The sequence below is a fragment of the Campylobacter sp. genome (assembly GCF_019423325.1).
Classification (GTDB): domain Bacteria; phylum Campylobacterota; class Campylobacteria; order Campylobacterales; family Campylobacteraceae; genus Campylobacter_B.
In genome coordinates, this window is the sequence record NZ_JAHZBQ010000003.1 from 34,300 (window position 1) to 50,358 (window position 16,059).

At 46.5% G+C, this 16,059-nt stretch carries 14 protein-coding genes and 1 tRNA gene; all 15 read right to left on the bottom strand.

The features are described from left to right. Positions 1–11: 11 nt before the first annotated feature. On the bottom strand, positions 12–143 hold the full coding sequence (locus tag QZ367_RS07985; RefSeq protein ID WP_291939376.1) for a hypothetical protein: 132 nt from the start codon (positions 141–143) through the stop codon (positions 12–14). A gap of 436 nt (positions 144–579) precedes the next feature. After that, positions 580–2,655: an elongation factor G gene (gene fusA, locus QZ367_RS07990; protein WP_291939378.1), complete on the bottom strand. Its 2,076-nt coding sequence runs from the start codon at positions 2,653–2,655 to the stop codon at positions 580–582. Between the two features lie 9 nt (positions 2,656–2,664). Continuing rightward, positions 2,665–3,135: a 30S ribosomal protein S7 gene (gene rpsG / locus QZ367_RS07995; protein ID WP_177386837.1), complete on the bottom strand. Its 471-nt coding sequence runs from the start codon at positions 3,133–3,135 to the stop codon at positions 2,665–2,667. Positions 3,136–3,204: 69 nt separating this feature from the next. Further along, a complete protein-coding gene (rpsL, locus tag QZ367_RS08000) occupies positions 3,205–3,579 on the bottom strand; it encodes a 30S ribosomal protein S12 (RefSeq protein ID WP_291939381.1) in 375 nt (124 codons plus the stop codon). 83 nt (positions 3,580–3,662) lie between these two features. Further along, entirely contained in the window at positions 3,663–4,052 is a 390-nt protein-coding gene (locus QZ367_RS08005; RefSeq protein WP_291939385.1) for a DoxX family protein, read from the bottom strand. 46 nt (positions 4,053–4,098) lie between these two features. Beyond that, positions 4,099–8,613: a DNA-directed RNA polymerase subunit beta' gene (rpoC, locus tag QZ367_RS08010; protein WP_291939387.1), complete on the bottom strand. Its 4,515-nt coding sequence runs from the start codon at positions 8,611–8,613 to the stop codon at positions 4,099–4,101. Next, complete coding sequence (gene rpoB, locus QZ367_RS08015; RefSeq protein WP_291939390.1) at positions 8,610–12,746, bottom strand: DNA-directed RNA polymerase subunit beta; 4,137 nt, start codon at positions 12,744–12,746, stop codon at positions 8,610–8,612. The genes rpoC and rpoB overlap by 4 nt, the downstream gene beginning before the upstream one ends. A 90-nt stretch (positions 12,747–12,836) precedes the next feature. Continuing rightward, complete coding sequence (gene rplL, locus QZ367_RS08020; RefSeq protein WP_291939393.1) at positions 12,837–13,220, bottom strand: 50S ribosomal protein L7/L12; 384 nt, start codon at positions 13,218–13,220, stop codon at positions 12,837–12,839. A 20-nt stretch (positions 13,221–13,240) separates the two neighbouring features. Continuing rightward, entirely contained in the window at positions 13,241–13,720 is a 480-nt protein-coding gene (gene rplJ / locus QZ367_RS08025) for a 50S ribosomal protein L10 (protein ID WP_291939396.1), read from the bottom strand. A gap of 113 nt (positions 13,721–13,833) precedes the next feature. Beyond that, positions 13,834–14,535: a 50S ribosomal protein L1 gene (gene rplA, locus QZ367_RS08030; protein WP_291939398.1), complete on the bottom strand. Its 702-nt coding sequence runs from the start codon at positions 14,533–14,535 to the stop codon at positions 13,834–13,836. Between the two features lie 56 nt (positions 14,536–14,591). Beyond that, entirely contained in the window at positions 14,592–15,017 is a 426-nt protein-coding gene (gene rplK, locus QZ367_RS08035; RefSeq protein ID WP_005872629.1) for a 50S ribosomal protein L11, read from the bottom strand. Between the two features lie 20 nt (positions 15,018–15,037). After that, a complete protein-coding gene (gene nusG / locus QZ367_RS08040; protein WP_291939405.1) occupies positions 15,038–15,568 on the bottom strand; it encodes a transcription termination/antitermination protein NusG in 531 nt (176 codons plus the stop codon). A 14-nt stretch (positions 15,569–15,582) separates the two neighbouring features. After that, on the bottom strand, positions 15,583–15,756 hold the full coding sequence (secE, locus tag QZ367_RS08045) for a preprotein translocase subunit SecE (protein ID WP_005872632.1): 174 nt from the start codon (positions 15,754–15,756) through the stop codon (positions 15,583–15,585). A gap of 12 nt (positions 15,757–15,768) precedes the next feature. Beyond that, positions 15,769–15,844 (bottom strand) — tRNA-Trp (locus tag QZ367_RS08050). Positions 15,845–15,851: 7 nt separating this feature from the next. Continuing rightward, positions 15,852–16,025: a 50S ribosomal protein L33 gene (gene rpmG, locus QZ367_RS08055; protein ID WP_005872634.1), complete on the bottom strand. Its 174-nt coding sequence runs from the start codon at positions 16,023–16,025 to the stop codon at positions 15,852–15,854. Positions 16,026–16,059: the final 34 nt, after the last annotated feature.

Below are 16,059 nucleotides of genomic sequence, written 5' to 3' on the forward strand. Positions count from 1 at the left end.
AAACGGGCGCATTATAGCCCGCGAAAGCAAACACCTGCTAAATCCGAAAACAAGCGAGCTTGGGCGTCGGCTCGGCGGATATGATCGCCGTATAGATCGGCTACGCTAAGATGAAATTTTACGGCGCAAAGTAGTGCGATCAAAATACTCTGCTAAAATATCGTGACTTAATATAACGCTCTCTGGATTGTGATCTTAGTATAAGGCTGCGCTGAAAGTAAAATTTCACCCTGTTTGAGCGATCCAGCTTACGGCGATTTTGTCCGTGAATAAAAATCAAAGCGCTATAGCGACATGCGTGCTTTCTCTGCTAATGAATAAATCTCTAGTAAAACGATGGGCGCGGCATCATGAGCGCATTTTAAGTTATGTTTTGAATTTTTAAATTTAATTGAAATTTTTTGATCTAAATTTGCGACCGGCAGGAGTTAAACTTATGGGTTGAAATTTTATTTGAAGCTAGGGTGTGAGTTTAAATTTCGGCTCGTAAAGCGGGTTAAATTTAAGCGCCGTTTTAAAATTTAAAGAAGCGCCGGGAGTTGGCGATAAAACTATCGCCGCGCCCTAGCGCCCGTTAAATTAGCCGTTGCGCTTTTTGATGATCTCTTCGCCGACGTTCTTAGGAACCTCGTCGTAGTGATCAAATTCCATCGAATAGGTAGCGCGACCCTGCGTCTGAGAGCGCAAATCGGTCGAGTAGCCGAACATCTCCGAAAGCGGACAAAACGCGTCGATAATCTTGTTACCGCCACGCTCGCTCATGTTATTGACCTGTCCGCGGCGCTTGTTTAGATCGCCGATGACGTCGCCCATATACTCCTCGGGAGTTTCTACCTCAACCTTCATCATAGGCTCCAAGATCACGGCGCCCGCTTTTCTAGCGCCCTCTTTAAAGCCCATAGAAGCGGCGAGCTTAAACGCCATTTCGGAGCTATCGACTTCGTGGTAGCTTCCGTCATAGACCGTTACGCGCACATCCTCGACCGGATATCCCGCCAAAACGCCGTTTTGCATCGCCTCTTGGCAGCCCTTATCTACCGCAGGGATATATTCTTTCGGAATCGCGCCGCCTTTGATATCGTTTACGAACTCATATCCGGCGCCAGGCTCCAAAGGCTCTAGGCGCAAAAATACGTGACCGTATTGACCGCGACCGCCCGATTGTTTGGCGTATTTGTACTCCTGCTCGACCGTTTTGCGGATAGTCTCGCGATATGCGACCTGCGGCTGTCCGACCTCGGCCTCGACTTTAAATTCTCTAAGCATTCTATCTACGATGATCTCAAGGTGCAGCTCGCCCATTCCCGAAATGATCGTCTGTCCGCTCTCTTCGTCGGTCGCGACCCTGAAGCTCGGATCTTCTTGCGCCAATTTTTGAAGCGCGATACCCATTTTTTCTTGATCGGCTTTGGTTTTAGGCTCTACCGCTACGCTGATAACGGGATCGGGAAATTCCATACGCTCCAAAATTACTTTATCTTTTTCGCTAGCTAGAGTATCGCCCGTAAGGGTATCTTTCAGACCCACGACGGCGCCTATTTCGCCTGCGTAAAGCTCTTTGATCTCTTCGCGTTTATTCGAGTGCATTCTTAGCAAGCGACCGATGCGCTCTTTTTTGCCCTTGCCGGTATTTACGACGTAGCTGCCGCTTTCCAAAACGCCGCGATAAACGCGTACAAAGGTAAGCTGACCTACAAAAGGATCGGTCATAATCTTAAATCCAAGGCCCGCGAACTCGCCCTCGTCGGTAGAGCTTACATGAACCTCGCTGCCATCCTCATACTGCCCCTTAATCGCAGGCACTTCATCAGGCGCAGGTAGATAATCTACGACCGCATCTAGCAAAGGTTGCACGCCCTTATTTTTAAATGCGGTACCGCATAGCATAGGAAAGAAGCTTAGGCTTAAGCAGCCTTTCTTGATGCCCTTTTTAATCTCTTCTACGCTTAGCTCTTCGCCGTTAAAATACTTCTCCATCAAAGCTTCATCAGTCTCTGCTACCGCCTCAATCATCTTGTCGCGATACTCTTGCGCTTTTTCTCGTAATTCAGCAGGAATTTCAACGATCTCGGGAGCAGAAGGACCCTTGCTATCATCCCAAACGAGCGCCTTCATAGTAACCAAATCTATAACACCCTTGAAATCATCCTCTGCGCCGATCGGAATTTGAATAGGAACAGGATGTGCTTTGAGCCTATCTTTTACTTGCTGCTCGACATTGTAAAAATTTGCGCCGACGCGGTCCATCTTATTTACGAAAATAATGCGCGGAACATGGTATTTATTCGCTTGACGCCAAACGGTCTCGCTTTGAGGCTGAACGCCGCCTACAGAGCAAAATACTGCTACCGCACCATCTAAAACGCGCATCGAGCGCTCGACTTCGATAGTAAAGTCAACGTGGCCCGGGGTGTCGATCAAATTTATCTGATGATTATTCCAAAAGCAGGTAGTTGCCGCAGACGTAATCGTGATGCCGCGCTCGCGCTCCTGCTCCATCCAGTCCATAGTAGCAGCGCCCTCGTGAACCTCGCCAATCTTATGACTCATGCCAGTAAAAAATAGAATTCTTTCGCTTGTAGTCGTCTTTCCAGCATCGATGTGGGCGGCAATACCGATATTTCTAACCATATGTAAAGGGGTTTTTCTTGCCATAATGCCCTCCTACCAACGATAATGCGCGAAAGCTTTGTTGGCTTCCGCCATCTTGTAGGTATCTTCTTTCTTTTTAAATGAAGAGCCTTTAGAATTTGCGGCGTCCATAAGCTCGTAAGCCAGGCGCTCTATCATCGTGCGTTCGCTTCTTTTTCTCGCAAAAGAGATGATCCAGCGAATAGCTAGAGCCTGCTGGCGAGCCGGCCTGACCTCGATCGGAACCTGATAAGTTGCGCCGCCTACACGACGAGATTTTACCTCCATCAAAGGCTTAACGTTATCGATGGCATCGTTAAAAATTTCAATACCTTTCTTCTCGCCGCCTTTATTGTCGATGAAATTTAAGGCGCCGTACATGATCTCGGTAGCGACGCTCTTTTTGCCGTCGAACATAAGCGAATTAATAAATTTTGTGATTACTTTGCTGTCATAAATCGGATCGGGCATAACTTCCCTAACGGGAGCTTTTCTTCTTCTCATTTTATTCCTTCAAATTTTAAAATTTTACTCAAACTCGGCAAAACCTAGTACCGGTCTGTTTCGGCTAAACTATTTTTTAGGTCGTTTAGCACCGTATTTTGATCTTGCAACGGTTCGTTTCGCAACGCCTGCAGTATCGAGTGCACCGCGGACGATGTGGTATTTAACGCCCGGTAGGTCCTTTACACGACCGCCGCGAACTAGCACGATGGAGTGCTCTTGTAGATTGTGACCTTCACCGCCGATATAGCTGATGACTTCAAATCCGCTAGTAAGCCTTACTTTGGCAACTTTACGAAGCGCAGAGTTTGGCTTTTTAGGGGTCGTGGTGTAGACCTTAGTACAAACTCCTCTTCGTTGAGGGCAATTCTTTAGCGCCGGAGACTTCGATTTCTCGGTAAGCTTCTTGCGCTCTTTTCTGACCAATTGATTTATGGTTGGCACATCTTTCCTTTCACAAAAATTTATTCAAAAAGATTTGGATTATACTTTGTTTAAACTTACAGAAACGTAAATTTAACTAAATTTTAATCTCTAATCAGTACAAACTCTCCGCCGCCGCAGATCACTAGGCAGATCGCAGCGGAAAGATACAGATATACGATTTCCAGCTCAAATCCGCCCACGCCGGTAAGTGCGCTCAACGGAGTATGTAGGACATATATTATCATGAGCACGTTTGCGATCACAAGCAGAGCGCCTATGCGGCAAAATACGCCTATGATTATCATCGCTGGCGCCAGCACCTCGCCTACGTATGCGCCGTAAGCCACTAAATCCGGAATTCCTCTGGCTATCAGCATCGATTTTACGCCGTCGATACCGTGAGTAAGCTTAAAAATTCCGTGCATTAAAAGACAAACTCCAAGCCCCAACCTGATAAACAACAGACCGAAATTTATGTTGATCATATTCATGTTTCATCCTTTAAATTTAGGTAAATTTAGGGCTTTTTGCCCTAAATTATTTTTTAAGTTTAACTTCCTTGTCTTTATACAGACCGGTTCCGACCGGAATTATGCGACCTAAAATTACGTTTTCTTTTAAGTCCTCTAATCGGTCAAATTTACCCGCGATACTAGCCTCGGTTAGAACCTTCGTAGTCTCTTGGAAAGACGCTGCCGAAATGACGCTATCACTTCCGACAGCTGCACGAGTTACGCCCAGTAGCACAGACTCAGCGATCGCAGGCTCGCCACCAATTTTCATAATGCGCTCGTTTTCTTCTCTAAATCTGCGACGACTAATGAGATCTCCGACGATTAGCTGAGTATCGCCGCTATCGACGATTCGGACCTGGCGGAGCATCTGTGATACAATGATCTCGATATGCTTATCGCTGATAACGACGCCTTGAGAGCGATAAACCTGTTGAATTTCGCTTATCAGATAGTAATGCAGCGCCTTTTCGCCTAAAATTCTAAGCACGTCGTGCGAGCTGATAACTCCATCGGTAAGCTTCTCGCCTGCGTGGACGAACTCGCCGTTTCGCACTTGGATCTGGCGGCTTTTATCGATTAGATACTCGGCGCTCGTTCCGTCCTCGCCCTCGATTATAATACGCTCTTTCGCGCGCAAAGCCTTATCGAAGCGGACGGTTCCGTCGATGTCTGCGATGATTGCGGTATTTTTTGGACGGCGCGCTTCAAATAGCTCCGATACGCGCGGCAAACCGCCGGTGATATCTTTTGATTTCGCAGCAGCCTTAGGCGTCCTAGCCAAAATATCCGCAATCGCTACCTGATCGCCCTTGTTCGTAAATATGGCGGTCTTCGGCCCTAGGTTATATTTGATAGGCTCTCCCTTGCTAGGGGTAACGACGATGGCCGGTTTGACGCCTTGAGGCAGATACTCGTTGATAACTAAACGGCTCTGGCCGGTAGTCTCGTCATATTGCTCCGTAGCGGTGTATCCAGGCTCGATATCCTCAAAGCTGATCTTACCCTCGCACTCTGCAGCCACAGGGATGGAATACGGATCCCACTCCGCAATGATCAAGCGATCGTCTTTTTTAGGCTTGGCGATAAGATCTTCGCTTTTTACGACGCTATTATCATCATAGGTAATGACCGATTCGCGCGGTATATAGTGGCGGATCGCCTCTCTGCCGTTTTCATCGGAGATGACTACGTACATACCCTTCTCGCTTACGACATGACCTTTTTTGATATCTCTTAACCTCTCTAAATAATCGCCCTTTAGGATGAAATACTTAAGCGTACCATTTGCTCCCGCTTTGATCTTTTGGGTTACCGGCTCGCCGTCTTTGACGCGAAGTTCGCTGGCAAACGGAATTCGAGTAGGGATATTCCAGTCTTCTTTTATAACCTCTACTAAACTATCATTTTCTCCAACGGTTTCGCCGTCTTTAAATACGATGTAGAATTTTCCCTCAACTTTACCGCTTACGCCCGCAAGCTCGGTAGGCTTGGCTAGATCGTGGCGCCGGATAGTATATCTAAATTCTTCCTTCTTACCCTTTAGCATGATATTCACATCGTCGTGGGTTATATCGATACTTACCTTACCAGTAATTGGGGCTTTGATCTTAGGCTCAACCAAAAGCACCGCGGCGTTTCTGCGGTTCATCACGATATTTTTGCCGCCGTTTTCATAGGTCTTGACGTTGTAGTATCTAATGAAACCCTCTTTATCGGCGATTACTTGGCGATCTTGCTGCTCGGTAGATGCGGTACCGCCGGCGTGGAAGGTTCGTAGCGTAAGCTGCGTGCCCGGCTCGCCGATGGATTGCGCCGATATGATACCGACCGCTTCGCCCGGTTTTACCAGCTTGCCCTCGCCTAAATTTACGCCATAGCACTTCGCGCAGACGCCTTTTGCGGCCTTGCACGTAATCGGCGTGCGGATACTTACGGATTTGATGCCGGCATCGACTATGGTGCGTACCTCGTTAACGCCCAATAGCGTGCCTTCAGTAAATAAAATTTCATTCGATACTGGATCAATCACATCCGAGCTTAGCACCCTACCCATAATCCTATCGGCTAGGCTTTCTATTTGCGTTCCGTTCTCTACAATCTCGGTAACCTCGATACCCTCGTGCGTACCGCAATCGTGCATCGTAACTCTGACGTTTTGCGCGACGTCGATCAGCTTTCGCGTCAGATAGCCTGCGTTTGCAGTCTTAAGCGCAGTATCGGCAAGACCCTTACGCGCGCCGTGGGTCGAGATGAAGTACTCATTTACGTTTAGACCCTCTCTAAAATTTGAAGTAATCGGCGTCTCGATGATCGAGCCATCCGGCTTACTCATCAAACCTCTCATGCCCGCTAGCTGCTTGATCTGCTCCGCGCTACCTCGCGCGCCGCTATCGGCCATCATATAGATCGAGTTAAAGCCGTCCTTATCCTTCTCCATCATCTTCATCATCTCATCGGCTAGCTTCTTGCTGGTGCTGGTCCAGATGTCGATCGTTTTATTATAGCGCTCGCCGTCGGTTAGCAAGCCCGCGCCGTATTGGTTCTGAACCTCTCTGACCTGCTTTTTAGCCTCTTCTACAAGACCTGCTTTGGACTTCGGTACGATGATGTCCGAAACGGAGATCGATACACCCGCTTTAGTAGCGGATTCAAAGCCTAAATTTTTAAGATTATCCAAAAATTCCGCGCTTATCTCAAGGCCGCCGTTTTTATAGACGTAATCGACAAGCTCGGCGATATCCTTTTTCTTCATAATCTTATTCCAAAGATGATCTGGAATAAAGCTAGGCAGGATCGATTTGATGATCAAGCGGCCCGCGGTCGTAAAAATAATGCGGCGATCGATCATCGTTTTGATTTTAGCGTGGATATCTAGGGCATTTGCCTCCACGGCGAGCATTACTTCATCGACGTTTGCAAAAATTTTATTTGTTCCTTTTGCACCCGGCTTTTCGAGGCTTAGATAATAAATTCCTAAAACCATATCCTGACTAGGCACCGCGACGGGCTTTCCGCTCGCAGGAAGCAAGATGTTCATCGAGCTAAGCATTAAAATTTTGCACTCTGCAATCGCCTCTTGGCTAAGCGGCACGTGCACCGCCATCTGATCGCCGTCGAAGTCCGCGTTAAACGCGGCGCAGACTAACGGATGCAGCCTGATCGCCTTGCCCTCGACGAGCACGGGATGAAACGCCTGAATAGACATCTTATGAAGCGTCGGCGCGCGGTTTAGCATAACCGGGTGATCTTTAACGACCTCCTCCAAGCACTCCCAAACTTCATTGATCCTATTTTCAATCATCTTTTTAGCCTGCTTGACGGTCGTAGCATAGCCCTTCTCTTGAAGGCGAGCGATTAGATGCGGCTTGAATAACTCAAGCGCCATCGTCTTAGGCAGACCGCACTGATCCATGCGTAAATTTGGACCTACGACGATGACGGAGCGACCCGAAAAATCCACACGCTTTCCGAGTAAATTTTGACGGAAGCGACCTTGTTTACCTTTAATGATCTCGCTTAGAGATTTAAGCGGTCGCTTATTGGCGCCCTTTACGGCGTTAGCGCGACGTCCGTTGTCAAAAAGCGCATCCACCGCCTCTTGAAGCATTCGTTTCTCATTACGGATGATGATCTCGGGTGCATCGAGCTCCATCAGCCTTTTGAGCCTAGAATTTCGATTTATGACGCGGCGATACAGATCGTTTACGTCCGAAACCGCAAATTTGCCGCCCTCAAGGCTTACAAGCGGGCGCAGATCGGCAGGCAGCACGGGAAGATTCGTAATCATCATCCACTCCGGCTTATTGCCGGAATTTAAAAAGCTCTCGACGACCTTTAGACGCTTGACGATAGTTTTTTTCTTCGCTTCGGAGTTTGTATTAGCCATCTCCTCCTTCAAAGAATTTAAAATTTCGACCAAATCAAGCTCGGCTAGCATATCGCGGATCACCTGACCGCCCATTTTGGCGACGAAGCCTGTCTGCGAAAAGCGCTCTTTTAGGCTCTGATACTGCTCCTCATTTAAAACATCGTATTTCTCGACCTTTTTGGAATTTTCGTTGTCGTAAAATGCCTCGCCCGCGCTTTCTACGATGTAAGCCTCATAATAAAGCACGCGCTCAAGATCTTTCATCTTGATATTTAGAAGCGTACCGATGCGGCTAGGCAAGGAATTTACGTACCAAATATGCGCCACCGGCGTTACCAGCTCGATATGCCCCATTCTAGTGCGGCGAACCTTCGAGCTCGTGATCTCGACGCCACATTTTTCGCATTTCCAGCCTTTGTAGCGCATCTTCTTATATTTGCCGCAGATGCACTCATAGTCTCTTACGGGGCCGAAAATTTTAGCGCAAAAAAGCCCGTCGCGCTCCGGTTTGAGCGTGCGGTAGTTAATAGTCTCGGGCTTTTTGACCTCGCCGTGGCTCCAGGCTTTGATCTGCTCGGGACTAGCAAGCCTGATTGCAAACGCGTCGAAGTCGTGGACTCTGGCGTCCTCTTTTATTTCTATTCTTTCTAAATTTGAATTATCGCTCATTTATTCTCTCCATTCTCGTAAATTTCAACGTCTAGAGCAAGCGATTTAAGCTCGTTTGTTAAAACAAAAAATGTCTCAGGAATTCCTGTAGACGGAACGTTTTCGCCTTTTGTCAGCGCCTTATACGCAGCCAAGCGTCCATCTACGTCGTCGGATTTGATCGTTAGCATTTCGCGAAGCGTGTATGCCGCGCCGTATGCCTCCAGAGCCCAAACTTCCATCTCTCCAAATCTTTGACCGCCGAATAGCGCCTTGCCGCCGACCGGCTGCTGCGTAACTAGGCTGTAAGGACCGGTGCTTCTTGCGTGAACCTTCTCGTCGACTAGGTGGTGTAGTTTGAGATAATACATGCAGCCCACGTTTACGCGCTCTTTGATCTTTTCGCCGGTGCGGCCGTCGTAAAGCTCCGTCTTGCCGTCCTGATCGATGCCCGCCATTTCAAATAGCTTTTTGAAATCCTCCGGCACAATGCCTTCGAATATCGGAGCGGAAAATCTAACGCCCTTAGCCCAGTCTCTAGCGTATTTCAAAAGATCTTCGTCGCTGATCTTTTCAAGCGTTTTTTTAGCCTGCATTAGTTTGGAAACGCCTGCGATCTCAATCATTTTGGCGCGAAGAGTTTTTATCCATTCGCCCGTTTTCTCTTCTAAAATTTTAGCGATCTGCTCTCCTAAGCGCCAGCCCACAAGACCTAAGTGACTCTCCATTATCTGACCGATATTCATACGGCTTGGAACGCCGAGAGGATTTAGCACGATATCCACGCGCTGTCCACTAGGCAGATACGGCATATCGACCTCAGGGACGATATTTGAAACGATACCCTTGTTTCCGTGGCGACCCGCCATCTTATCGCCCACTTTTAGCTTGCGCTTAGTCGCGATATAGACCTTTACGAGCTTAACGACGCCGCTTGGCAAGATATCGTCTTTTTCTAAAATTTCGATCTTTTCGTCATGCTCCTCTTTGAGTTTGCGCTTTTCGTTTTGGAAGTGATTTTTTAGCTCCTCGTATTCCTTCTGAACAGCTTTAGAATAAGCCTTGACGAAGGAATTTAACGTAAAGCGGTTGGAGCTTTCAAGCTCCTCTTTTCTAACCTTATCGCCCTTTTTATAATCTTTTTTATTTAGGCTTTGATCGCTTTGCAAAGCGCTTTTAGAAAGAAGCGCCACTACCTTTAGCATCTCCTCGCGATCGAGCATCAAAAGCCTGTCGTGATGCTCTCTTTCGAGCTCGGTTTTTTCGTCCTCATAGGCTTTGTTCGTGCGCGGATCCTTCTCGTAGCCCTTTTTGGTAAAAATTTTAACGCCGATCACTACGCCTTCCATAGAGGCGGTCGCGTAGAGCGATTTATTTACCACATGCCCTGCCTTCTCGCCGAAGATCGCGCGTAAAAGCCTCTCTTCAGGCGTCGGTTTAACCTCGCCCTTCGGAGTTACCTTGCCTACTAGGATCATGCCAGGTTTGACGTGAGTACCGATCTTTACGATACCGCTATCATCGAGGTGGGTAAGCTCCTCCTCTTTGATATTAGGGATGTCGCGCGTGATCTCCTCCACGCCGTCTTTTAGCTCTCTAGCCTCGATCTCCTTTTCATAAACATGCACGCTGGTGTATTCGTCGGCGCGGATCATCTTTTCGCTCATGACGACGGCGTCCTCGTAATTATAACCGTGCCACGGCATGAAAGCTATAAGAGCGTTTTTACCGATCGCAAGCTCGCCGCCGTCCATACTAGGACCGTCGGCTATGATTTGACCGGCTTTTATCACGTCGCCTTTACGCACGATAGGACGCTGCGAAAAGGTAGTGTTTTGGTTAGTGCGTAAATTTTTCTCCATCGAGTAGTGATCGATAAACGGCCCCTTCTCATCCTCGCCCAAAATAAATATATTTTTATTATCGACCTTTTCTACGACGCCGTCGCGACCGGCCTTGATCGCTTCCCACGAATCGCGTGCGATGATCGCTTCCATGCCAGTTCCTACAATAGGAGCGGTAGAGTGTAGAAGCGGCACGGCTTGGCGCTGCATGTTCGAGCCCATCAAGGCGCGGTTAGCATCGTCGTGCTCCAAAAACGGAATCAGCGACGCCGCTACGCCCGCGACCATACCGGAGCAAAGGTCTATCAGCGAAATATCCTCGCGTTTAGCCATGATATTTTCGCCGTCTTTTCTGACCTCCAAAAGCTCCTCTACGATATTGCCCTCTTCGTCCAATTTAGCGGACGCAGGAGCGATTACGAGCCCCTCTTCCTGCGTAGCGGTAAGATAGACGATCTCGTCGGTGACCTTGCCGTTTACGACTCTTTTATACGGAGCCTCGACGAAGCCCAGATCATTTACCTTAGCATAGGTAGCTAGGGTATTGATCAGACCGATGTTTTGACCCTCCGGCGTCTCGATAGGGCAAATTCTACCGTAGTGCGTAGGGTGGACATCGCGCACCTCAAAGCCAGCGCGCTCTTTAACTAAACCGCCCTCGCCCAGCGCAGATAGACGGCGCTTGTGTGTAACCTCGCTAAGCGGGTTGGTCTGATCCATAAACTGGCTTAGCTGGCCGCCGGTGAAAAATTCCATAAGCGTAGTGGTGATGATTTTAGGGTTTACGAAATCATACGGCATAAGCTCGTCTAAATTTCCGCTAATGCCGGTAAATTTATCTTTGATCGCCTTTTGAACCTTGATAAATCCAAGGTGCATCTCGTTCGCCAAAAGCTCGCCGATCGAGCGGATGCGGCGATTGCCGAGATTGTCGCGATCATCGATGAAGCCGTCGCCGTTTTTGACCCTGATTAGGTATTTCGCGGTTTTGATAATATCCTCGCTGGTTAGCACGGTTACGTACTCCGGTGCCTCGATACCCAGCTTGTGGTTCATCTTCATACGACCGACTTTAGTTAGATCGTAGCGCTCCGGGTTAAAAAACAGATCGTTTACGAAGCTCTTTGCCGCTTCTTTTACCACCGGCTCGCCGGGGCGCATTACTTTGTAAATTCTAATCGCAGCCAGATCGTTCTCGTCGTCTATGCCTTCGCTTTGCTGTAAGAGTTTAAGCGCGTCGGCATCTTGGATGAAGGAATTTATGATCGAAGTATCCACGCCGCTAGCTAGGTCATTGGCAATCGTAAATTTTTTCTCGGTGTTGGCGATCTTGGCTAGCTTGCCCTCATCAAGCGCGGTTAGCGAATCAAAAAGTACTTCGCCGCTGTTTTTATCGACGATGGCGCCCGCTAGGTAGCGCTCGGCTAAAATTTCAGCCGGATACTCGATTAGTTTTAATCCATCCTCAGCTAGCTTCTCCGCTTTTTTGGATGTTAGGCGCTTACTTGCTTGATGAAGTACTTCGCCCTTTTCGTTTATAATGTCATAATCGAGCCTGCCCGCGTATTCTTTCGGATCGAAATCGGTTAGGAATTTTCCTTTTTTAATATAGATCGTCTTAATAGGATAAAATAATTTTATTATGTCTTGTTTTTTGTAACCGAGTGCGCGAAATAGGATCGTGATCGGAACCTTGCGCCTTTTATTTATGCGCACATATAGTACGTCTTTTACGTCGTATTCGAAATACAGCCAGCTGCCGCGATCAGGTATTATTTGAGCGGTGTAGATAAGTTTATTTAGAACCGTAGGGCTCTCTTCCTCTTTGAAGATTACGCCCGGGCTTCTGTGCAGCTGATTTACGACGACACGCTCTACGCCGTTTATGATAAATGAGATTCTGTCGGTCATTAGAGGAATGTCGCGAATGAATATATCTTGCTCTTTGATCTCTTTTACGCCGATTTTTTTGCCCGTCTTTTCATCGCGCTCATGCACGAGCAGACGAAGCTTCATCTTTAAATTTACCGAATAAGTAAGCCCTCTTTCCATGCATTCTCTGATCGAATACTTTGGCTTTGAAATTTCGCTGCTTACATACTCGATACTTAGTCTATTCTGTGCGTCGTGGATAGGAAAAATGGCTTTGAAAACTTTCTCTATGCCGCTTTCTCCACCCGAGTTATCAAGATTTAAAAAATGATCAAAACTTTTCTTTTGTAGTTGTAATAAATTCGGAATTTCGATGTCTTTGGGAACCTTTGAAAAATCCACCCTGAGACGATTTCCTGAATATAGGCTATTTAACATTCCACTACCTCGTAGTTGTATTTTAAAGAAAGAAGTGCCGATGCAGCGCACCGGCACACATTTGTATGCGAAATTTTAAAATTTCGCGATTTATTTGAGTTCGACTTTAGCGCCTGCTTCTTCAAGCTCTTTTTTAGCCTTCTCGGCGTCTTCTTTGTTAAGTCCCTCTTTAAGAACGGACGGAGTAGCCTCGGTAGCATCTTTGGCTTCTTTTAGACCAAGGCCCGTTAAGGCGCGAACGACCTTAATTACGTTGATTTTCTTATCGCCTGCATCAAGCAATACGACATCGAATTCTGTTTTTTCTTCAGCCGCTGCCGCACCTGCACCACCTGCACCTGCGCCGCCAGCTACCATAACCGGAGCTGCGCTTACGCCGAATTTTTCCTCAAATTTTTTAACTAGTTCGCTAAGCTCTAGCACCGAACGATTAGAGATATACTCCAAAACCTCTTCATCTGTTGAAATTGCCATTTTATTCTCCTAAATTTTAATTAAGCGCTAGCTTCTTTTTTCTGCTTAAGCGCATTGAGGCCGATCGTAAAATTTTGAATCGGCGCATTCCATACTTGAAGTAACATCGCGATAAGCTCGTCTCTCGAAGGCATCTTCGAAAGCGCTCTAACCTTATCTATGCCGGCTACTTCCCCATCGATATGAGCAGTCTTGAGCTTAAAAATTTCATTTTTCTCTTCAAATTTAGCCGCTACTTTACATACAGAAAGCTGCTCGCCCCATAAGAAGATATTGGTATCTTTAAAGCTAAGTCCGTTTTTTTCGGCATTTTTTAAAGCGATATTAGCTAGGGTATTTTTGATAACTCGAACCTTTACGCCCGCTTCACGCGCGCTATTTCTAAGATCTTCAAGCTGCTTAACGCTAAGGCCTTTAAAATCGGAAATTACTATAGCTTCGCTAGCTTTGAAAGCCTCGCCAAGCTCCGCTACTATCTTTGATTTTTCGTCTCTCGTCATTAGGTCTCCTTTCCGATCGGTGATTTCAAGCCAAGCGATCGAAATTTTGAAATTTCGATCAATTAAGTCAAAAACCTTGAGCTATCTCCAATCTAAGATAAAAATTTAAAATTTTATTTTAAATCGATTATTTCTTGATTATCCAGCGTAACCGCAGGGCTCATAGTAAGTGAAAGCGATGCATGAGTTACATATCTGCCCTTCGCAGTTGCCGGCTTATGCTTATTTATGGTTTTGATAAATGTCGTAAGATTGTCTAAAAGCTGCTCTTTACTAAAACTCGCCTTGCCAAGGCCTGCGTGGATATTTCCCTGCTTATCGACGCGGAAATTTACCTGTCCACCCTTAGCATTTTTAACGGCCTGAGCGACATCCATAGTAACGGTACCGGTTTTAGGGTTCGGCATAACGCCTTTTGGACCAAGAATACGACCTACCTTACCGACTAGTCCCATTAAATTTGGAGTGGCGATAAGAACGTCGAAATTTATATTTCCTTTTTGAATCTCTTCGATCAGATCATCGGCGCCCACGATATCGGCACCTGCTTCGCTAGCCTCGCTAGCCTTTGCGTCTTTTGCAATCACGGCTACTCGAACGCTCTTGCCAGTACCAGCAGGCAAAACGACCGAGCCGCGCACCATCTGATCGGCATGTCTTGGATCTACGTTTAGTTTAAGAGCGATCTCTACCGTCTCGTCAAATTTAGCAGAAGCTAGAGTTTTTACTGTGCTTACCGCTTCGTCTACACTATAAATTTTATTTACGTCAACTTTTTTTAAAAGTTCGTTGAATCTTTTTGAATTTTTTGGCATATATTTCTCCGCAATTAAAGTGCTACCGCTTTTTTAAACCTTAGCGGTCAAAAGGTCTAGTCAGTGACCGTAATACCCATAGAACGAGCCGAACCCGCTATAATCCTAGCCGCCTGCTCTCTATCTTTGGTATTCAGATCGGCGATCTTTTTCTCGACGATCTCTAAAACCTGAGCCTTAGTTAAGGACGCTACCTTCTTTTTAAGAGGGTTATCCGAACCTTTATCTATCTTCGCCGCTTTTTTAATCAAATCCGTCGCAGGCGGTTGCTTAGTGATGAAAGTAAAGCTTTTATCGGCATAAACCGTGATGATAACCGGGATATTAAAGCCCGCCATATCTTTGGTTCGTTCGTTAAATGCTTTGCAAAATTCCATAATATTAACGCCCTTTTGACCTAGTGCAGGACCTACCGGCGGGCTTGGATTTGCTTTTGCGGCTGCTATTTGCAGCTTGATTTCGCCAACAACTTTCTTAGCCATAAATTTACTCCTTATAAAATTTAAATAATCTTTTCAACTTGCGAGTATGAAATTTCAATCGGCGTGCTTCGTCCGAAGATCGAAACATTGAGGCGAAGCTTGCCATGGATCATATCATACTCTTCTACGATGCCGTTGAAATTAGCAAAAGGTCCATCGACGATTCTAACCGTCTCGCCCTCATCGAAATTAATCTTGGGCTTAGGAGCCTCGCGATTATTGATCTTTTCTAGAATTATTTCGATATCTTTTTCCGGTAGCGGAGATGGCTTTTTCGCCTCGCCGATAAAGCGACTGACCTTAGGCAGCATCTGAATTCTATGCCACAAAGTGGTATCCAGATCTAAATTTGCAAAACAATACCCTGGATATAAGCTGCGCTCCTTAATGGTTTGCTTTGTATTTTTGACCTCTATAACATCTTCGGTAGGCACTAGCACTTCGCCGATCTTAGCCTCAAGCGCTTCATCTTGCTTTAGCGCTTCTATCGCGCGCTTTACCGCCATCTCGCTGCCGGCGTAAGTTTGTATCGCATACCATTTATTTGCCATATTGCGATCCTTACTTAGGCCGTTATCAAAGCGGACATAATAAGATCCACTAGCGCTAAAAACAGTGCGATAACTACGACTACGACGACTACAGAGATATATGCTGTTTTAGTCTGATCTTTAGTCGGGAAAATTACCTTATCTAACTCTACTTTTGCTTGTTTATAATACTCTTTTACTTTTTCCATACCCAATCCTCGTGGCAGGGCAAGAGGGATTCGAACCCCCAACCATCGGATTTGGAATCCGGCGCTCTACCGTTGGAGCTATTGCCCTATAACAATTAGCCTTTTAACTTGACTTCTTTATGAAGCGTGTGCTTTTTTAATCTAGGGCAATATTTTTTAAGTTCTAGTTTTTCGGTCGTAGTTTTGCTATTTTTATAAGTAGTATAGTTGATATCGCCACTTTCGGAGCATTTTAATCCGACCTTTACTCTACTTGAATTCTTTGCCATTTGGTTTCCTTGAATAAAAAAGCAAGCGGAATTT